The organism is Ruminococcus flavefaciens (assembly GCF_900116855.1).
Classification (GTDB): domain Bacteria; phylum Bacillota; class Clostridia; order Oscillospirales; family Ruminococcaceae; genus Ruminococcus; species Ruminococcus flavefaciens_R.
This window is the reverse complement of record NZ_UETD01000007.1, coordinates 108,451-128,590: the sequence shown is the minus strand read 5'-3', so window position 1 is coordinate 128,590 and position 20,140 is coordinate 108,451. Positions and strand designations below refer to the sequence as shown.

Below are 20,140 nucleotides of genomic sequence, written 5' to 3'. Positions count from 1 at the left end.
ACTGAGGTTAACAATTAATATTTTTTGAAAAAAAGTGAAACCTTTTCCTCCTCTGCCGTGTATTATATTCAGATAGCCGCAATAGGAGGACTTTTACAATGAATTTACTGAAAAGAGCAGCAATAATTCTTGTTTCCATAGCCGCAGGCATTTGCCTGCTTATACTCACAGGCTTCCTGTCGGACCGTTGGACCATGCATCGTCTGAAGCAGTCCGAAGCCGAAAGAAAAGCTACTCTTGAACTGGCGGAGAAGGCTGTAAACGGTGCCTTTGCCAACATAAAGGACAATGCGGACAGCGGCGAGAGCGAATACTACGCCCCATTCAAGGGTGCCGCCCCTGTTGACGCTGTGTTCACGGAGGAGATCGCCAAAGACGGCAGAGGACCCTATTACACCATATATCTGCACTTCCTTGGCAAGGACAGCGAGGATATCTGCTGCACCATTCATTACTATCCCGTGAAGAAGGACGCCGCCGAGCACAGCTGGTACAGTGAGGAGCATTTTATCCTGCTGGAAAACTCAAGTGAAGAGACCGAAAAGGAGTCCGCGAAGCTTCTCGGCACTGCCCGTTCCGACAAAGCCTACAAGGAGATAGCCGACGGCGCATGGCTCCGCGATTGGAGCCCCAAGAACCCCGATGAAGATGTCATGTATATCATCTCCGTAAAAGCAAAGCAGGATTAAGATTATTTTAAGCTTTCGGGCGTATCATGTAGTATGTGAAAGTGTATTTCGCATTTCCCCGAAAGGAGCGATATCTATGCCCGATTTAAGAAAACTTGCAGCACTTGTGGCTGCCCCTGTTATAGCAGCCGCTTCACTGTTCTCATGCAGCAATGAAAAGCCGCCTGCCGATGCAAAGGAATTCAAGGTAGACTTCATCGATGTAGGAAAGGCGGACGCAATGGTGCTGCAGTCCGAGACAGGAACAGTTGTCATCGACTGCGGAGAAAAAGGCGACGGAAAGAAGATCGCTGCCATACTTGATGAAAGCGGCAGAACATCCATAGATTACCTCATCATCACCCACTTCGACAAGGACCACGTCGGCGGTGCCGCAAAGGTGCTCAACAACTATGAGGTAAAGAACGTACTCACCCCCGACTATGACGGAGCTGCTGACGAATATGCTAAATTCTGCAAGGTGCTGGAAGAAAACGGGGTTCCGCGCACACGGCTCACATCGGATATGTCATTCACTCTTGACGATGTGGACTACACTGTGTACGCTCCGAAAAAGTCCTCATACGGCGACAATGACAGCGACGAGAACGACTTCTCCCTTGTCACCAAGGCAGTCCACCACAAAAACACTCTCCTCTTTACAGGCGACGCCATGGAGGAGCGCCTTGACGAGATAATGGACATCGGCAAATGCACTCTGCTGAAGATGCCCTATCACGGCAGGAAGCTGGACAATCTCGGGGATTTTCTCAAGGCAACCTCTCCCAAGTGCGCGGTGGTCTGCACCGATTCAAGCACTTTCTCGGGCAAGGTGCAGGATATGCTGTCGGATATGAAGATACCCACCTACTCCACATGCTTCAACGGCAATATCACTGCCGTCAGCAACGGTGCCTCCATAGAGTTCACCACGGAAAAGGGCGGAGCAGCGTAAGCTGAGAGTTGAGAGTTACAGCCCGACATGAAACAAACGGGACGCTTTATGGCAGCTCCCTATACAGAAGTTTTGCCCCGAAGCATTTCAAAGCACTTCGGGGCATTATATTTATTAGTATAAATCGGAATTTAGCGCGTATTCGATAAGTTGATAGTTGAAAGTTGAGAGTTGAGAGTTAATGTGTTCGCTTCGCTCACAATATTTAAATATTGTCGCCGCAGGCGACTCCACAACTTTCAACTCTAAACTCTCAACTCTAAACTCAAATCAAAATTCAGCAAAGCTAAATTTTGATTAATGTACTCTTGCATTACTGCTTCATTTATGATATAATAAATTGTAAGTGTGCATTTTTGGCAGTAAAAGGCGCTGCCTGCACAAATATTATTTATGAAAAGAGGAAAACAAATGCCTGCAAATATTGTAGTCGGAACTCAGTGGGGAGATGAAGGAAAGGGCAAGATCATCGATATCCTTGCTTCCCGTGCAGATGTTGTAGTCCGTTCACAGGGCGGAAACAACGCCGGTCACACTGTAGTAAACAACGGCGAGGTCTATAAGCTCCACCTTGTACCTTCGGGTATCCTTTACCCCAACGCCCTCAATCTTATCGGCGCAGGAGTAGTTCTTGACCCCAAGGACTTCATCGGCGAGCTGGATAATCTCGAGGCAAGAGGTATAAAGACTCAGGGTCACCTTAAAGTTGACCCCCGTGCTCAGATAGTTATGCCATGGCATATCGCTCTGGACGGTCTCTCAGAGGCTTTCCGCGGCGGCAAGGACATCGGTACCACAAAGAGAGGTATCGGTCCCACATACATGGATAAGTACGAGCGCTGCGGTATCCGTATGTACGACCTTGTTCACCCCGAGGTACTGGCTGAGAAGATACAGTCCACAGGTAAGCTCAAGAACGAGATAATCACCAAGGTCTACGGCGGCGAGGCTTTCGACCTTGACGCAGTTACAAAGGAGTACACAGAGTACGGAAAGAGACTCCTCCCCTACATGGACGACGTTTCCGTTCTCACATTCGAGGCTCACAAGGCAGGCAAGACTATAATGTTCGAGGGAGCTCAGGCTACCCTTCTTGACATCGACTTCGGTACATACCCCTATGTTACCTCATCGCACCCCCTGTCAGCAGGCGTGTGCGTAGGCACAGGCGTTGGTCCCAAGGTCATCACAAACATCATCGGCGTTGCCAAGGCTTATACCACCCGTGTAGGCAAGGGACCCTTCCCCACAGAGCTTGACGACGCAACAGGCGATCAGATCAGAAACGTAGGCGGCGAGTTCGGTACCACCACAGGCAGACCCAGAAGAACCGGCTGGTTCGACGCAGTTATCGTCCGCCACTCAGTAAGAGTAAACGGCCTTGACAGCCTTGCTATCAACAAGCTGGATACTCTCGCTAACATCGACACTCTGAAGATGTGCGTGGCTTACAAGAAGCCCGACGGCAGCGTTATCAAGGAGTTTCCCCCCACACTGGAGGAGCTTGAGGGCTGCGAGCCTATCTATGAGGAGTTCCCCGGATTCAGCGAGGACATCTCAAAGTGCACAAGCTTCGATGAGCTCCCCGCAAACTGCAAGAGCTACATCGCCCGTCTCGAGGAGCTGGTAGGCTGCCACGTAAGCATGGTTGGTATCGGCCCCGACAGAGCACAGATACTGGAAAGATAAAGGAATATGACCGTTCAGCCGCTTCGGCGGCTGTTCGTTTATAATGTAAGAACAGGGGGGGTACACCATGAAATTCAGAAAAACCACAGTTGCGGCTGTTATAGCAGCTGCCGCCATATGCTTGACCACAGCCGCACCCGTAAGTGCCGCCACCGTCACAACGCTTCCGTCAGCCGTGCAGGTCACAGCCGAGGAAGACATCCCTTTCCTCACCACGGAGGAAGCTGAAAAGTACTTCCGCCAGCAGGTCAAGGCACATACTGAGCATATCGAGCTCGTCATCACCGACTATGAGGGCGAGGATTATCAGGACATAGAGGACAGGCTCAATAACGCTCTCCTCGAGTTTACGGGAGATCCCACCGAAGGCGCTTACCTTGCTTTGCAGTCAAACAAGAACGATGGCACCATTTATCAGGTGGTCGAGGGCATCTACTGCGATTACCACTTGGAATATCTCACCACCACAGAGCAGGAAGCAGAGGTCACCGCAGAAATGGCAAAGCTCCGCGAAACAGACGGCTTCAGAAAAGCCGCTGACAGCAGCGTTTACGACAAACTCCTCTGGGCATATGACTATCTTATAGATCAGATGGTCCTCGACAGCGATCTTATCGATGACAGTCTCAGTTCCGCGTACAGCGCTCTTATCGGCAGGAAGGCAAACGAAGCAGGACAGATACACCTGCTCATCAGGCTTATGGAGGAGCTCGGCGTTGAGCCCATGATCTATATGTCCAACTTCAATTCCCTGACCGATGAGGAGGTGGATGTACATTACCTCTGCATGGCAAAGATCGACGGGACGTACTACTTCCTCGATCCCATATGGGACAAGAAAATGGGCGGAAACGCTCACAGGTTCTTCCTCAGGGGCTACAGTGATCTTGACAGCGAAAGCGACGGCTCCGAGGAATTTACCCATGTACACATCTTCTCCATTCTCGGCATAAAGCCCGAAGATGCTTTTGCCGACAGCGAAATCTCCGCCTCGGCATATCCTGCTCCCGAGGTATCATATGCCCTCGGAGATGTGACAGGTGACGGTGCCGTCAACTCAATAGACGCATCAAACGTCCTTGCCGAGTATGCAAGGCTCTCATCGGAAAGCGGAAAGGGAGTATTCACCGCAGCACAGAATGCTGCGGGCGACGTTGACAAAAGCGGTCAGATAGACGCAGTTGACGCCTCAAAGATACTCTCATACTACGCTTATCTCTCCACCACCAAGGAGCCGATGGGGATAACAGAATTCTTAGGCGCATAAACAACGGCTTCCGAAAGGAGGTATCTCATGAATATCAGGGCTGTCATAGCCTCCGCCGCAGCCGCTCTCGCTCTGCTGACAGCCGCTTCGGCACCATATAACGCACACGCGGTCACACCGTCGGGACAGCTTATATCCACCCATTATATTGCTCAGAGCAAGGAGGAAGCTGCCGCAGCTGTACGCAGCAATCTTAAGCAGAGGATCACCAACTTCGATGTACAGATGCCCCTTGACGGTTATTCGATCACGGATATAGGCGCACACACCATCTACTGTGCCTGTGAGGAAACAGGCATCGGGACCGAGGGCGACTATCTCAGGTTTTCCATAAAGGGCTATAAATGCAGGGCACAGCTGAACGCGGACGAGATCAGCTGCACCATCAGTTACAATGTGGACTACTACACCACCGCCGAGGAGGAGAAAAAGCTCACCGAGGAGATAAACAGGCTCACCGAGGAGCTCAGCCTTGATAAATTCTCCGACTTCTCAAAGATATACCTGCTTTACAGATACGTTGCCTCAAATACCACCTATTCCGAGGACATCTCTGACCCGTATGTATATACGGCATACAGCGCGGTAATGGATCACCATGCAGTTTGTCAGGGCATTACACAGCTGCTGTACAGACTCTACAACGACAACGGCATAACCTGCCGCATAATCGCGGGAAAATCCCGTGACAACAGCGTTTTCCCTGCCTCTGAGGGATATCATGTATGGCTGATGGTAAAGCTTGACGATAAGTATTACCTCATGGACCCCACATGGGATATGAAGTTCAACGGCGACAGCTTCCACTATTTTCTGAAGGGGAGCAGCGACCTTGACTCGGATTTCCCATTCCTTCAGCACATCCCTCAGAATGACAACGGACTCTCCTTCCCCGACTACAACTCGGACGAGTTCAAGGCAAAGTACCCTGCTGCACATACAAAATATCACGAGCCCTCATATACTCTCGGCAATATCAACGGAGACTCCAAGATCGACGCTGTGGATGCTTCCATGATCCTGTCCGAGTACGCACGGATATCAGGCTCAAAAATATCAGGACTGACCATATCTCAGTCACGCTACGCCGATGTAAACCATGACGGTGTCATCGACGCAGTTGACGCTTCAAATGTACTGGCATACTATGCCGCGCTATCCAGCGGCGCAGAAACGACATTGTCTGCTTTTATGAAATCTCATTGAACGAGGTGTTTATTATGTACGATGAAAATAACCCTGCAGGCGGACTGCCCGAGGAGATAGACTATACCCCGAGCACTCCGAAAAAAGAAGGTCCCACAGGAGTTTCAGCTCCTGTGCTGGACGATTTTGAGTATGTTGCGCCGTCTTCCAGAAAGGACGGTCCCACAGGAGTTTCAGCTCCCGTACTGGACGATATGGACAGCTATGCTCCCGAAAACGGAAAGAAGGGTGCTCCCACAGGAGTTACCGCACCCGTTCTTGACGACGATATGTCCTACACAAGTGAGAGAAAAGGCGCTCCCACGGGAGTTACCGCACCTGTGCTGGACGACAATGCCCCCTACACTCATGACAAGCTCGTGCTCTCCGACGAGGATATAATCAGCGGACTCACTCCCGAGCTGAAAGCAAGATTTGACGCTCTGCCGCAGGATAAACAGCAGCAGATAATCGACATGAGAAGAACTCAGCTGGGCGCAGTAGCTCCCCCTGTTGAAATAAAGGCTCCCGTACTGGACGAGGACAACTACACTCCTCCTCCGAAAAAGGAAGAGCCCAAGCAGCCAGAGGCTCCCATAACCGCACCTATACTTGACGATGAGCCCGAGCTCCCCAAGTATCAGGCAAAGTACGTTGACGAGGACCTCGAGAGAGCAAAGGCAGAGGCTGCAAAGAAGGCAGTTTCCTCACAGCTTGTCTCCGAGCAGAAGGACGCAAAGGAAAGCCTGCGAATGATGCTTGAGCTGAAGGAGCAGGCAAGACAGGAAAGTGCCAAGAAGGGCTTTAAAGTAACCATAATCATTGCCGTACTGGGTGTTATAGCCGCTGTTGTATTCTTCCTGCTCTATTCGGGACAGCTCGGTCTGGGATACAAGAACGGTCTTGACGGATTCAGCGGAGTCATCGAAGGCTCTGCAATATACATCGCAGTTGCAGTCGGACTGTTCTCGCTGCTGCTCATGACAGGCGTGGGTGTATGCAAGTCACTTGCCACATTGGTACTGCTGCTGTTCGGCATAGTGCAGGTATTCCCAGGACTGACCATGATACCCCAGCACAAGGGCAGCACAGTGCTGGCAGGAGTGCTCTACGGCGCAGCTCTTATATGCACGGTGGTATGCTTCTTCCTGCTCTGCGGAAGCGAGGACGTAGGCAACTTCTTCAACAGGAACAAGGACATCAATTCAAGACACTCTTAATTAAGCTTGGATAAATCATAATCTTGCGGAGCAAAATTATGATTTGAGCCATTAGTCCGTAGCTGTTAGCTAATGTAGGGGACGCCGCAGCTAACAGCTGCACGTACCCTCTGTCAGCTTTGCTGACATCTCCCTACACCGTAGGGAGTCACTCGGCGTCCCGCGAGATATATTACACGCCCAACGGGACGCCGAGGGTGACTCCCTATAGTATAGGGAGATGTCCGAAGGACAGAGGGTCGCGGCTCCTGTTGGGAGGCGTCCCCTACAAATGTAAATTTTGATTTATCTTAACAAAAAAGCCCCTGAGTTCATCGCTCAGGGGCTTTTCACTTATGCTTCTTCTTTTTTGATGCCGAAAATGGCTCTCAGCAGCCCCGAGATGAACTTAGGGCTTCTTATGACAACTATCTTCAATATGTACTCCCTCCTTTGATGAACTATAATATTATATTCATCAGAGGAGCTTTTGTTACTTCTCCTTTTTGGGAGTCAGTATCACAAGGGCAAGACCGTCCTTAATGCGGAGGGAAGCCTCGCCTGCTGTTATCTCGTTGCTGACGCCTATGGGGAATGACTGCACCATGCGGTAGTCCTCAAGAGGGTACTTGACGCCGCGGAGGTACTCGATACCCACGCTTTCGGTCAGCGCGAAAACAGAGAGATACAATCCGCCCTCGGGACTCTTGTATGTGACCTCGCCCTCGTCAGCCTCCTGCACCAGCATCCTGCTGCTGCCCTTTATCTCAAGGCTGCATCCCTGCTGGAGAGCATATATCATAGTCTGGATATTGGCGAAGCTGTGCTCGGGACGGCTGCCGCCGAGAGCTCCGTAGAGGTCGATATTGGTAAAGCCCAGTTCAATGGCTTTCTTTACTGCCATGAGGGTGTCTGTGTCGTCCTTTTCGGGGACGCTTCTGAGCACCTCTACCCCCACAGGCAGCTCCTCGCCGTAGGAATCGAAATCCCCCACTATCAGGTCGGGGAGTATACCCAGCTTTACAGCGTGTCTGTAGCCGCAGTCGGCACAGATGAAATAGCTGTAACTTGCCCAGAAGGCAGAGTCCTTATACTCATTCAGGTCGGGCATATCGCCGCCTGCAAATATGGCGCATCTGTTCATTTCAGCTCCCACTCCTTCAGCTGTTTAGCTTCTTCATACATAGTCTTGTAGCTTTCGTGGCGGCTGCGGGATATCTCTCCGCGCTCCACCGCCTCAACTACGGCACAGCCCTTTTCGCAGAGGTGTGCGCAGTCTCTGAAACGGCATTCATCCGTAAAGGGAGCGAACTCGCGAAAACAGCCTGCAAGCTCCTCCTTGCGGATAATGTCGTATCTGTTTGTCTCAAATGTGGAAAAACCCGGGGTATCAGCGATATAACCGCCGCCGCTGAGCTTATAGAGCTCCGCATGGCGTGTAGTATGTCTGCCCCTGCCAAGCTTTCGGCTTATCTCACCCGTAGCGATATTCAGTGACGGGTCCACCGCGTTGAGCAGTGTGGACTTTCCTGCGCCCGAGTTGCCCGTAAAGGCGCTTATCTTTCCTCTGAGGAGCTGCCTTACAGTCTCCACGGAGTCATCGTCGTCGTAGTTCACCTCAGCCACCTCTATGCCGATACCGCCGTATATCTCATGGACGGGACGGCTGTCGCCCAGATCAGCCTTTGTGATGACCACCACAGGGGTTATGCCCTTGTACTCGGCAATGGCGATGAACTTGTCCAGAATGAGGTAATTAGGGGCAGGCTCACAGGTCGAGACGATGAAAATGAGCTGGTCAAGATTGGCGAGAGGAGGTCGAATGATACAGTTTTTGCGCGGAGCTATCTCTGTGATGACGCCGTCCTCGAGGGTGACGTTGTCTCCCACGCATGGACTGATACCTCTGTTGCGGAAAACTCCTCTTGCCTTGCACTCGCATATACCGTCAGGGGACTCTACTGTGTAGAGTCCCCCTAAGCATTTTATTATAAGTCCGCTGTACTTGTCTGACATCAGTTCCACCAATGCCAAGTCGTACTTCCGTCTTCATTAGTCTCCCAGTTTCCATTTGCACCGGGAGCATAGTTTTCCCAATAGGAGCCACCTTGTCCATCAAGTCTCCACTCACCATCTACACCGGGTGTTGTAGCTGGTTCAATTGGTGGGTCTGTATTAGGCTCAGGCTGCGTCTGAGGTTCTTCCTGATGCGGAGGATCGGTCTCAGGCTGCGGGAATCCGTTTACTGCCTGGAATGCACCGTAGATATCCTCGGATTCTGTGGTGTACTTTCCTGTTGCGAAGTTAAAGGTGTATGTTCCGAGAACTGCATTCTGCTGTGTGCTGAGGTTTGTAAGACGTGCTCTTACGGATACGTTCTTTCCGGAACCGTCAAGGGTCATGGGAACACTGCTCATATCAGGACAAATGATATTTCCTGATGACTGTGCTGTGGTCTTGCCCTTTTCGTCTGTGAGGATGAAGTCGATGCTGAAGCGTCCGTTTGCGTCCGAAGGAAGCGGTATAGTGATATCTACCTTACCGTCGGGGATAGTACCATCGCTGACATAGAGCTTGATGGAAGAACCGCCCTCGATCTTTGTGCCCTTGGGAGGGTCCTGCTCTACGACCTTATCCTTCTTCTCATATGAGGGGATAAGCTCTGTCTCGACCTTCAGGTTCTTATAGCCTGCTCTCATTGTAGCGTCGTCGATAGTAAGACCAACGTAGTCCTCCATCTCGAACTGCTCTGCGTTAGCGCCCATGCTGACGTAGAGTATAACAGTTGAACCCTTGTGTACTTCCGTACCCTCCTCGGGCTCAGACTTGATAACGTAATTGGGTTTGACATTTGCGTCGGATTGTTTTCGTATATCCGCCACGATGCCTCGCTCGGTGAGCTGAGCCTTGGCAAGCTCGACATTGAGGTCCTTTACACGGGGAACTTCCACAGTCTCCATACCCATACTGAGAGTTACCTTGCAGACATCGCCCTTGCTGAATACATCGCCGGGCTCAATGCTCTGCTTAATGATGGTATTGGGGTCAGCCTCGTTGTACTCGGTACCCTCTACCTCGAACTTGATGGTATTTCCGTAAGCGGAAAGAGCCTGCTGATAGTCCCAGCCGTAGAGGTCGGGCATTGACTTGTCGCCTCTGCTGCCGCCGTTCTTGAGGAGACCGCTGAGGAGAGTAACTACGAATATTACCGCAACGATGATAACGACCACGACAACTGCGGTAAGAACAGGGACAACCAGTGACGAGCGCTCCTCCTCTTCCTCATCGTCCTCATCGTCGTAATCCTCGTCATAATTCTCGGGATATGCGTCGTTGTATCTCTGCGATACGGCACCTGCTGAGGAACCGCCGCCGGCTGCCATAGCAGCTGCACCTGCGCCCGCACCCACTGCCGAAGCAGCCTTTGCGGCATAGGCATTAGCCACCTCCTGACGGCTCTCTGACTGTACCTCTGTGCCTGCGGACTGGTCGAGGATCTCATCGTTAGCGTCCTCGTCGTCCTCTGTATAGTAACCGAAAGTGATATGGGGATCAGCCTTGAAGGCTTCGATATCGCTTATCATCTCGGCTGTGGTCTGGTATCTGTCCTCGGGAGCCTTTTCCATAGCTCTGAGGACAATCTCCTCAAGGCCGTCAGGGATATCGGGGTTGATAGCTCTGGGGCGCTCGGGGATATCGTGCATATGCATAACTGCGATAGCAACGGGGTTATCGCTGTCGAAGGGCTTTCTTCCCGTGAGCATCTCATACATCATAGCTCCCACGGAGTAGATATCGCTCTTTGCGTCGGTAACATTGCCGCTTGCCTGCTCGGGGCTGATATAGTGAACGCTTCCGATGGCCTGATCGGTAGCGGTCTTGCCTTCCTCACGCGCGAACTTGGCGATACCGAAGTCCATGACCTTGATAGTGCCGTCCGTGAACATCATGATGTTCTGGGGCTTTATATCGCGGTGAACGATGCCCTTATCGTGAGCGTGCTGGAGTGCGCGGAGTATCTGGATGACGAAATGCACCGTATCCTTCCATGTGAGGACCTTTTCCTCCTCGATGTACTCCTTCAGCGTGATACCGTCGATGTACTCCATGACGATATACTGTATCTTCTCGGAGAAGCCCACATCGTATATCTTTACGATATTCGGGTGGGAAAGAACTGCAATTGCCTTGGATTCATTTCTGAAGCGGCGCAGGAACTCCTCGTTCTCAGCGAATTCCTTCTTCAGTATCTTAATGGCAACGGTTTTGTTGTCGATAACATCGACGCCCTTGTACACTTCAGCCATGCCTCCGACGCCGATAAGCTCGGTTATCTCATATCTTCCGTCGAGCTTTTTGCCAATATTCTTATCCATTTCCTTTCCTCCTGCGTTAGTCAGAAATTACCGCGACAGTCACATTATCGCGGCCGCCCTTGCGGAGCGCTAATTTAATAAGTTCGTCTGCAACATCATCAAAATCGGAATTCAGTATGACGCTGTATATTTCATCGTCGCTGCAGTAGCCCGAAAGGCCGTCCGAGCAAAGCAGCAGACTGATCTTGTCCTCATAGTCCAGCATAAAGGTGTCCGTCAGGACGGTCTTTTCGACGCCGACCGCTCTCACGAGCATATGCTTCTGAGGGTGTACCTCCATTTCCTCCTCGGTTATCTTGCCCTGTTCAAAGAGCACCGAGGCGACATTGTGGTCAGTTGTGATCTTAACAAGTCCCGTATCGGTGATGAGATAGGCTCTGCTGTCACCGACATTGGCAATGAAGGCGGTTTTCTTGTTGACGAAGGCAGCTACGCAGGTGGTGCCCATGCCGAAATTCTTGAAGTCGAATCTCGCCCGTGTATAGATCACGGAATTTGCTGCCGATATCGAGGAGATAAGGAGCTTGCGGATATCCTCATCGCTGAGACTTTCCTTATAGTCAGCCGAAAAACGCTGGAAGAATTCTTCTATCGCGAGCGCACTTGCTTCCTTGCCTGCGCGTTCGCCCCCCATGCCGTCGCACACGACAGCGAGAACATTGTGGCCGAAGTATTCGCATCTTACCGCGTCCTGGTTTTCTTCGCGTTTAAGACCGATATCCGTGCCATAGCGAAATCTCAAGTATCCGCACCCCCATTCTTTTTGTTCTGTTCAGCCGCGTCGCGTCTGAGCTGACCGCACGCAGCTTCGATATCGCTTCCGAGAGTTCTTCTCACGGTAGCGTTTATCCCCCGTCTGCCCAGCTGCTTGGCAAATTCAGCAACACCTGAGCGGACTGTCCGATAATTTCGTTCCCTTACCTTATTGACGGGAATAAGGTTCACATGGCAGTTCATACCGCGGAGCAGAGCCGCAAGAGTGTCGGCGTCCGCAGGTGATGAATTGACGTTGTCGATAACGGCGTACTCAAAGGTTATGCGCCGTCCCGTCTTATCTATATAGTATCGGCAGGCTTCCATAAGGCTGTCGATATCATATTTTCTGTTTACGGGCATGATCCTGCTCCGTCCCTCGTTGTCCGCACAGTGGAGGGACACCGAAAGGGTCAGCTGGAGCTTTTTGTCTGCCAGCTCATATATCCGCGGAACTATTCCGCAGGTGGAAAGCGACACATGACGAAGGCTCATATCGTTGCCGTCCTTGTGGGACAGCAGCGTGAGGAACTTCATGACGTTGTCGAAGTTATCGAGGGGCTCGCCTATTCCCATAAGCACCACTCCCGAGACCTTTTTCCCTGAATCACGCTCGGCCTCGTAGATCTGCATAAGGATCTCCGAGGCAGCAAGATCTCTGACGTAGCCTGCGATGGTCGAGGCACAGAAATTACAGCCCATTTTGCAGCCCACCTGAGTGGACACACAGATGCTGTATCCGTAGCTGTACTCCATGAGCACAGTCTCGACAAAATTCCCGTCAGAAAGCCTATAAAGATATTTTACCGTATTATCTATAGCAGATTCAAGCTTTTTCTGTATAAATAGTCCATTTATACAAAATTTTTCTTTCAAAGCGCCGCGCAATTGGACAGATATATCAGTCATTTTATCAAAATCGAAGACCCTTTTTACATGAAGCCACTGGAATATCTGCTTCGCGCGGAATTTTTTCTCGCCCATAGCCAAAAGGGCTTCCGTCAGTTCTTCAAGATCGAGACTGAGAATATCGACTTTTTCCAATTTATCACCTTACTTTTTCCTGAATTTTGCTATAAAGAAGCCGCTGCCGAAATCAGGCGGCATAAGTGTAGCCATAGTGCCGAAGCTCCTGCCCAGCATGGGCGGCAGCTCCACAGCCTCCACCTCGGGATGCTCGCGGAGCAGTCTCTCGCAGACCTCCTCATTCTCAGCCCTTCTCACCGTACAGGTGGAATAGACCAGAGTGCCGCCTGCTTCGAGATAGTTCAGCGCATTGCACACTATTTTATATTGTATGTCGGGGAGCCCCGCAAAATCCGAGATGTCCTTGTATTTTATCTCGGGCTTGCTGCCGATGACTCCCAGTCCCGAGCACGGGACATCGCAGAGTATCTTGGTAAATCGGGGCAGTTCGGGGTTGAACCTGGTTGCGTCTCCTGCCGCTGCCCTGATATTGGTGAGCCCCAGTCTCTCGGCGCCCCTGCGGATCAGCTCCGCGCGCTTTTCGTGGAGGTCGAAGGCGTATATCTCGCCCTTGCCGCCCATGAGCTCCGCCATGGTGAAGGTCTTTCCGCCGGGAGCGGCGCATATATCCAGCACCCTGTCCTCCTCCGTGGGAGCCACTGCCTGACAGCAAAGCTGCGAGGCAAGCCCCTGAACGTGGAACCAGCCCTTGCGGAAGGCTTCCGTAGAAGCTGCGTCGCCGCCGCTTGTCTTAAAGCAGCAGTCCGCGATTTTCTCGGCACCGAATCCCTCAAGAGCACCGAGAAATTCTTCCTCAGTACATCTAATCGCATTCATGCGGAGATATGTGACACTTTTTTCCAGAGAAGCCGCAAGAAATTTTTCCGCAGCCTCGCTGCCGTAGTCCGAGCTGAGGCTCCTTACCAGAGCCACGGGCGCGGAGTACTTTACGGACATGGCTTTTTCCCTGTCTTTCGGGAGCTTTATCTCCCTGCCGCCGCGGATGAAGCTCCGCAGCACCGCATTGACCATACCCGAAGCGCTTGTCTTGCGGAATTTCTTAGCAAGGGAAACGCTCTCGCTGACAGCCGCGTTATCGGGGACGCTGTCCATATACATTATCTGATATATACCGCAGCGCAGTATATTCAGGATGATACTGTCGAGTTTCGCTATGGGACGGGAACTGAGACCGCCGATGATGTGGTCGAGGGTCAGCTTCCGCTCGATGACTCCGTAGTAGATAGCGGAGCAGAGCTTCTTTTCCCTGTCGTCAAGGTCCGAGTTTTTCAGACCGCTGTCCAGCTGGAGATTTGAATAGCTGCCGCTGCCGAAGGTCTTATCCAGCAGCTTCACAGCAAGGTATCTTGCATCTCCCATTATCTTCTCCTGACAGACATAAGGAGTCTGAGGAGCTGGATCATGGATGTCACAAGACTTGTAACGTATGTGAGAGCAGCTGCGGTGAGGACCTTCTTAGCCTGAGGCACCTCAGCAGACTCAAGGATACAGTCTCTTTCAAGGGTCTTGAGAGCTCTGCTGCTTGCGTTGAACTCACAGGGCAGTGTTACCAGCTGGAATAAAATAACAGCAAGGAACATAGCAATGGAGACATATATCAGTGAAGTACCTATAGTAAGGCTGCTGAGCACCACACCGATGATGAGCACGAAATACCAGAGCCTTGAACAGATATTGGTGATAGGCACCAGCTTTGTCCTCCAGATTATGGGTGCGTAGTTCTCGGCGTGCTGACAGGCATGACCGCACTCATGGGCGGCAACACCGATGGCAGCTACCGAACGCTGACCGTACACCGAATCGGAAAGTCTGACAACATTATCCCTCGGGTCGAAGTGGTCGGTAAGATTGCCTCTGATACGTTCTATCCTTATATGGTACAGCCCGTTTGAGTCCAGTATCATTCTTGCCACCTGATCGGCGGTAAGACCTCTTGCATTATACACCTGACTGTACTTCTTGAATGTTGAGCTTACATTGGCTTGTGCAATGATGGGAAGTATCATCATTACAAGGAAGAGTATGAAATACAGACCGTAGTTACCGCCTGCCGAGCGTGTGCCGTAGCCGTAATAGCCGTAGTATCTCAGAGCTGCCGAAACGAAATTCATAATATACATATATCTTCCTCCTTATCCGAGGAGCTCTCCCTCAGTGAGCTTCCTGCCTCTGAGAAAGTCCTCTGTTTTCATGCGTTTTTTGCCCTCGGGCTGTACCTCGGTGAAGATGACCGCCCTGCCGTCGCCGCACTTTACCGCGAATCGCTTCGTATCCACCACAGAGCCGTTCTCTGCGCTGTCAAAGCTGCCCTCGGCGATACGGGAAGCGAACACCTTCAGGCGCTTGCCCTCCAGCATAGTGAAGCCAGTTACGCCGCGGATGGTGTTGTGTACCTCCGCCGCTGTCTTTGAGAAGTCCAGAGCGCTCATCTCCTTGCGTATCATGGGAGAATAGCAGCTCAGGCTGTCGTCCTGCACCTCGGGGGAAAGGCTTCCCTTTTCCAGTGCATCTATTGTCTCTGCAAGCACCTCTCCGCCCATTGCGGAAAGCCTTGCATAGAGCTCCTCACAGGTCTCGTTCTCGCCTATGGGAGTCGCTCTCTTTATGAGCATATCGCCCGTATCAAGTCCCTCGCTCATCTGCATCGAGGTGACGCCTGTCTCCTTTTCGCCGTTGAGGAGCACCCAGTTTATGGGAGCCGCTCCCCTGTACTTTGGCAGAAGCGAAGCGTGGATATTGATACAGCCGTATTTCGGCAGCTCCAGTATCTCCTTGGGGAGTATCTGACCGTATGCCGTTACAACTATGAGGTCGGGAGCTATCTCCCTCAGCACCCTCATGGACTCCTCTGCGTCCTCGCCCTTTCTCAGCGAGAGGGGCTGATACACGGGGATATCATATTCTGCCGCCGCAGCCTTTACGGGAGTTGGTATGAGCTTATAGCCGCGTCCCTTGGGCTTGTCGGGCTGGGTGAACACCGCTGCCACCTCATGTGCGCTCTCAGCGAGAGTACGCAGGCACGGAACGGCAAAATCGGGAGTTCCCATAAATACTATCTTCATTACTTGCTCTCCTCGGGAACAAAGAATTCCTCCACTATCTCAGTGAAGATATGACCGTCAAGATGGTCGTTCTCATGGCAGGTACACTGTGCGCCCAGCTCGGTGAAATCGCGCTCGAACCAGTTTCCGTTCCTGTCCTGAGCCTTCAGGTGGCACTTTGCAGGCCTTGTGACATATCCCCATACATTGGGGCAGGAGAGGCAGCCCTCCTGAACGCGCTGCTTGCCCTCCTTCTGAGTCACCTCGGGGTTTATAGCCTCGACGATATCGTTTTCGTCAAGGTGCATGATGAATATCCTGCGGCAGATGCCTATCTGGGGAGCCGCAAGTCCCACACCCTCAGCCTTGTTGAGTGTCTCGTGCATATCATCGAGGAGCTGAGCCAGCTTCTCGTCAAACTTATCCACAGGCTTGCATACCTTGTGGAGTATCTCGTCCTTATCGGTTAAAATTCTTCTAAGTGCCATTCGATCATTTCCTTTTGCATTTCAGACGCCCACATCGCCGTTCATATCGGCGTAAAGGGACGTATTTCTCATTTCCTTCAGCTTTGCCGACTCTGTGAGGATACCGCTTATAAATCCTCTCATCTCGGCGGTGTTCTTGCATTTCATTATAATACGGTAGCGGTACTTTCCGTTTATCCTGCCGTATGAGCAGCGGACGGGTCCCAGCACTCTCACAGGAGTTTTGGGCTGTATCTCCCTGAGCCTGCCGTTCATGAGCCGCAGCACAGCCTCCGCGCCCAGTCTCACGGTGATGTCCTCATTTCCCGAAAAGCAGAAAATGCACATATCGCAGAGGGGCGGGAATATCATAGCGCGGCGTATGGCTATCTCCTCGTTGTAGAAGCCCTTGTAGTCCTGAGCCGCCGCAAGGTTCATGATATAATGCTCGGGGATAAAGGTCTGGAGTATAGCTCTACCTCGGCTGCCTCCGCGTCCGCCTCGTCCCACCACCTGAGTGATGAGGGAGAAGGTGCGCTCATAGCTTCGGAAATCCCCCGCATACAGCGCCTTGTCCACAGACAGCACGCCCACCAGAGTGACATTGGGGAAATCGAGTCCCTTTCCAATCATCTGGGTGCCTATCATTATATCGTACTTTCCCTCGCGGAAGTCGGTGAAGTTCTTCTCGTAGGAGTACCGTGAAAAGGTGGTATCCGCGTCCATGCGGAGCACTCTCGCCTTGGGGAAGAACATAGCCAACTCCTCCTCAAGCTTCTGTGTGCCGAAGCCCATATTTTTCAGGCGCTCCGAGCCGCAGGACGGACACACCGTCACAGGTTCGCTGACGTAGCCGCAGTAATGGCACATCAGCTTGTTGTTTTTCTTGTGGTATGTCAGCGGCACCGAACAGTTGGGACAGTACACGGGCTGATAGCAGTCACAGCAGCTTATGATGGTGTGATATCCGCGCCTGTTGAGCAGCAGTATGGACTGCTCCCCCTTTTGCAGGTTAGCGTTCAGCTCCTCAGCCAGTCTGCGGCTGAATTCCGTGCGATTGCCCTCGCCGCGCTCAAGGTTCATATCTACTATGCTCACCTCGGGCAGGGGCGCATTGCGGTACCTTTCCTTCATCTCAAGGAGCCTGTACGCTCCCCTTTCGGCGAGGTAATAGCTCTCGATGGAAGGAGTTGCCGAAGCCAGCAGCAGTGACGCACCGTGAAAGGCGCAGCGCTGCTTGGCGATGTCATGAGTGGTATATCTGGGGGAGCTGTCCGACTTGTAGGAGCGCTCGCCCTCCTCATCAATGATGATGAGTCCTATATTGTCAAGGGGCGCGAAAACGGCGCTTCTCGTACCGATAACGATGTCTGCATCGCCCCGTTTTATTCTCTTGTATTCGTCAAGTCTCTGACCCAGTGACAGACCGCTGTGAATGACAGCGACTCTCTCTCCGAACATCGACCTGAAGCGTTTCAGTATCTGCGGTGTAAGTCCTATCTCGGGGATAAGAAGCATAGCCTGTCTGCCGCTTTTCACGGTATCGTCGATGAGCTTTTCAAAGACCGAGGTCTTGCCGCTTCCAGTAACGCCGTGAAGCAGGAACACCGCAGGCTTCCCCGTGGCCATCTGCTCGTATACCGCGTCCCTTGCCCTCTGCTGCTCGGCAGAGAGGACAATATCCTCGGGGCGTCTCACCTCGTCGGCGAAGTCCTCCACCCTTCTCAGCACCTCCGCCTCGTACTCCTCGGCGGCGCCGTTGGCGCAGAGCCTTTTCACCACAGCCTCGGTGACGCCGCACATATATGCAGCCTCCCTGACCGCAGCTGCTCCGAACTCCGCAAGGAAGTCCGCGACAGTTTTCTGCTTGGGTGTGAGGTCAAAATCCTCGGGTGTGCTCATATACTTGTCCGTAAGGCGTACCATTCTCACTGCCGCGTCGCCCACAGCCTGCCTGAACACGTTATCCGAGTCAAGGGCGCCTGCGTCGCAGAGCTCGTCGGTGAGCCGCCTTCCGTTGTCAATGATATGCTTCTCCACAGCCTCATTGAGCTCCTTGCTGCCCTCGGTGCAGGAGAGCACCTGAAGCAGCTCAGCCGCCTGAGGGCTGAGGGAAGAAATGTCCGTGAAATTCTTAACAAGCCTGAACGTCTCTTTTGCGCTGACGCTCATGGCAGGCGGAAGCATGGCTTTTACCGCATCAAAATAAGTACAGAAGGTCTGCTCGCGAAGGTAGAAGGCAAGTCCGAGAAGCTCCTCCGAGACTACGGGAGTCTCGTCCACAAGGGACACAAGGGATTTAAGCCCCTTTGCCTCGCCCTGTGAGAGCTTCATGACAACACCTATCCTGCGCTTGTTCCCTCTGCCGAAGGGTACCAGCACCCGACAGCCGCAGGCAATGTCAGCCGCAAGCCTGTCAGGGACTGCATAGCTGAACAGCATATCGAATGAATAAGCTGTTCCGCTGACTGCGGTCTCCGCAATAAGGGACATTACTCGTTAGTCTGGGGAGCCGCGTTCACTATCTTGCACTTGCCGCTTGCAAGCTCCTCAACAGCTGTCTTGACAGGCTTCTCCTCAAGAGTCTCATTGTTCTTGCAGAGCTCATCGGTGATCTGTCTTGCACGCTTCGCAACAGCGATAACGAGCGAATAGCAGCTCTCGTTCTTTGTGATGATCTGGTTTACTGCGGGTCTAAGCATTTTTCAACACCTCTTCTATAATATCGCCCGAAAACTCCGCTTTAAGCTTTTCTGCGCGCATTACCGCGAAGAAGTCGCTTACGGCGTCCTCAAGGGCGTCGTTGACAATGACGTAATCGTATTTGGGAGCCTGTTCTATCTCCCATGCAGCCTGTGAAACGCGCTTTTTGATGACCTCGTCGGTCTCTGTACCGCGCTTTTTCAGCCTGCGTCTCAGCTCTGCCACAGAAGGCGGCAGAACGAATATGAAAATTGCATCGGGACGCTTTTCGCGAACCTTCATAGCGCCCTTTGTCTCTATTTCAAGTACCACATTGAGTCCCTGTTCAAGGCGGTCGTCCACCTCACTCATGAGAGTTCCGTAGAGATTATCACAGTACTCTGCGTACTCAATGAACTTGCCGTCTGCTATCCTCTGCTCGAAGTCCTCCCTCGTAAGGAAGTGGTAGTTGACACCGTCCACTTCGCCCTCGCGGGGAGCCCTTGTAGTTGCGGAAACAGAAAGTGCAAAGCTCTTGTCCTTGAACACCTCCGCAAGTATGGTACCTTTTCCGCAGCCCGAGGGAGCGGATAATACAATAAGTCTGCCCTTATTCATCGTCGTCGGAACCTCCCGATCCGTTTATCCTTGCTGCAAGAGTCTCGGTGATAAGTGAGGACAGGATAATGTGACCGCTGTCCATTATCATAACGGCTCTTGTCTTTCTTCCATAGGTGGCGTCAACAGCTCTGCCGTCGTCGCGAGCCTCCTGAACGAGGCGCTTTATAGGCGCTGATTCGGGGCTTACCACGGCGACTATCCTCTCCGATGACACCATATTTCCGTAGCCTATATTTATGAGCTTCATAGG

General features: G+C 52.2%; 20 protein-coding genes. 6 read left to right on the top strand and 14 right to left on the bottom strand.

Annotated elements, in window-relative coordinates; all coding sequences use genetic code 11:
• The first annotated feature begins 98 nt into the window (after positions 1-98).
• The 6 genes from DSZ37_RS08615 (at position 99) to DSZ37_RS08590 (ending at position 6,984) form a co-directional block, all read left to right on the top strand.
• The gene (locus DSZ37_RS08615; RefSeq protein ID WP_109726500.1) at positions 99-689 is read left to right on the top strand and encodes a hypothetical protein; all 591 of its coding nucleotides are present in this window, start codon (positions 99-101) and stop codon (positions 687-689) included.
• A 76-nt stretch (positions 690-765) separates the two neighbouring features.
• On the top strand, positions 766-1,623 hold the full coding sequence (locus DSZ37_RS08610) for a ComEC/Rec2 family competence protein (RefSeq protein ID WP_109726499.1): 858 nt from the start codon (positions 766-768) through the stop codon (positions 1,621-1,623).
• Between the two features lie 411 nt (positions 1,624-2,034).
• Positions 2,035-3,312 (top strand): adenylosuccinate synthase, encoded by a 1,278-nt coding sequence (locus DSZ37_RS08605; protein ID WP_028519582.1) that lies wholly within the window; start codon positions 2,035-2,037, stop codon positions 3,310-3,312.
• 67 nt (positions 3,313-3,379) lie between these two features.
• Entirely contained in the window at positions 3,380-4,579 is a 1,200-nt protein-coding gene (locus tag DSZ37_RS08600; protein WP_109726498.1) for a dockerin type I domain-containing protein, read from the top strand.
• 27 nt (positions 4,580-4,606) lie between these two features.
• Entirely contained in the window at positions 4,607-5,785 is a 1,179-nt protein-coding gene (locus DSZ37_RS08595) for a transglutaminase domain-containing protein (RefSeq protein WP_109726497.1), read from the top strand.
• 14 nt (positions 5,786-5,799) lie between these two features.
• Complete coding sequence (locus DSZ37_RS08590; RefSeq protein WP_109726496.1) at positions 5,800-6,984, top strand: DUF4064 domain-containing protein; 1,185 nt, start codon at positions 5,800-5,802, stop codon at positions 6,982-6,984.
• Positions 6,985-7,317: 333 nt separating this feature from the next.
• Here the strand turns inward: DSZ37_RS08590 and spoVM are convergent, their stop codons facing one another.
• The 14 genes from spoVM to DSZ37_RS08520 are packed head-to-tail and all read right to left on the bottom strand — an operon-like array spanning position 7,318 to position 20,137.
• The gene (spoVM, locus tag DSZ37_RS18220) at positions 7,318-7,401 is read right to left on the bottom strand and encodes a stage V sporulation protein SpoVM (protein ID WP_366558616.1); all 84 of its coding nucleotides are present in this window, start codon (positions 7,399-7,401) and stop codon (positions 7,318-7,320) included.
• Between the two features lie 55 nt (positions 7,402-7,456).
• Positions 7,457-8,107 carry a thiamine diphosphokinase gene (locus DSZ37_RS08580; protein WP_109726494.1) on the bottom strand — a complete coding sequence of 217 codons (651 nt, stop codon included), beginning with the start codon at positions 8,105-8,107 and terminating at the stop codon, positions 7,457-7,459.
• Positions 8,104-8,979: a ribosome small subunit-dependent GTPase A gene (gene rsgA, locus DSZ37_RS08575; RefSeq protein WP_109726493.1), complete on the bottom strand. Its 876-nt coding sequence runs from the start codon at positions 8,977-8,979 to the stop codon at positions 8,104-8,106. The genes DSZ37_RS08580 and rsgA overlap by 4 nt, the downstream gene beginning before the upstream one ends.
• Positions 8,979-11,339, bottom strand: a complete 2,361-nt coding sequence (gene pknB, locus DSZ37_RS08570) for a Stk1 family PASTA domain-containing Ser/Thr kinase (RefSeq protein ID WP_109726492.1) — start codon at positions 11,337-11,339, stop codon at positions 8,979-8,981. The genes rsgA and pknB overlap by 1 nt, the downstream gene beginning before the upstream one ends.
• Before the next feature lie 16 nt (positions 11,340-11,355).
• A complete protein-coding gene (locus DSZ37_RS08565; protein WP_109726491.1) occupies positions 11,356-12,081 on the bottom strand; it encodes a Stp1/IreP family PP2C-type Ser/Thr phosphatase in 726 nt (241 codons plus the stop codon).
• A complete protein-coding gene (gene rlmN / locus DSZ37_RS08560) occupies positions 12,078-13,136 on the bottom strand; it encodes a 23S rRNA (adenine(2503)-C(2))-methyltransferase RlmN (RefSeq protein WP_109726490.1) in 1,059 nt (352 codons plus the stop codon). The genes DSZ37_RS08565 and rlmN overlap by 4 nt, the downstream gene beginning before the upstream one ends.
• Positions 13,137-13,145: 9 nt before the next feature.
• A complete protein-coding gene (rsmB, locus tag DSZ37_RS08555; protein WP_109726489.1) occupies positions 13,146-14,438 on the bottom strand; it encodes a 16S rRNA (cytosine(967)-C(5))-methyltransferase RsmB in 1,293 nt (430 codons plus the stop codon).
• Positions 14,438-15,199, bottom strand: a complete 762-nt coding sequence (locus DSZ37_RS08550; protein WP_242978600.1) for a zinc metallopeptidase — start codon at positions 15,197-15,199, stop codon at positions 14,438-14,440. The genes rsmB and DSZ37_RS08550 overlap by 1 nt, the downstream gene beginning before the upstream one ends.
• 12 nt (positions 15,200-15,211) lie before the next feature.
• Positions 15,212-16,141, bottom strand: a complete 930-nt coding sequence (gene fmt / locus DSZ37_RS08545; protein WP_109726488.1) for a methionyl-tRNA formyltransferase — start codon at positions 16,139-16,141, stop codon at positions 15,212-15,214.
• Positions 16,141-16,608, bottom strand: coding sequence for a peptide deformylase (gene def, locus DSZ37_RS08540; protein WP_109726487.1), 468 nt, complete (start codon positions 16,606-16,608; stop codon positions 16,141-16,143). Before def ends, fmt begins: the two co-directional genes overlap by 1 nt.
• Before the next feature lie 21 nt (positions 16,609-16,629).
• On the bottom strand, positions 16,630-19,080 hold the full coding sequence (gene priA, locus DSZ37_RS08535) for a replication restart helicase PriA (RefSeq protein WP_109726486.1): 2,451 nt from the start codon (positions 19,078-19,080) through the stop codon (positions 16,630-16,632).
• A complete protein-coding gene (rpoZ, locus tag DSZ37_RS08530) occupies positions 19,080-19,289 on the bottom strand; it encodes a DNA-directed RNA polymerase subunit omega (RefSeq protein ID WP_109726485.1) in 210 nt (69 codons plus the stop codon). The genes priA and rpoZ overlap by 1 nt, the downstream gene beginning before the upstream one ends.
• Positions 19,282-19,887, bottom strand: a complete 606-nt coding sequence (gene gmk, locus DSZ37_RS08525; protein ID WP_109726484.1) for a guanylate kinase — start codon at positions 19,885-19,887, stop codon at positions 19,282-19,284. Before gmk ends, rpoZ begins: the two co-directional genes overlap by 8 nt.
• Positions 19,880-20,137 carry a DUF370 domain-containing protein gene (locus tag DSZ37_RS08520; RefSeq protein WP_028519597.1) on the bottom strand — a complete coding sequence of 86 codons (258 nt, stop codon included), beginning with the start codon at positions 20,135-20,137 and terminating at the stop codon, positions 19,880-19,882. The genes gmk and DSZ37_RS08520 overlap by 8 nt, the downstream gene beginning before the upstream one ends.
• Positions 20,138-20,140: the final 3 nt, after the last annotated feature.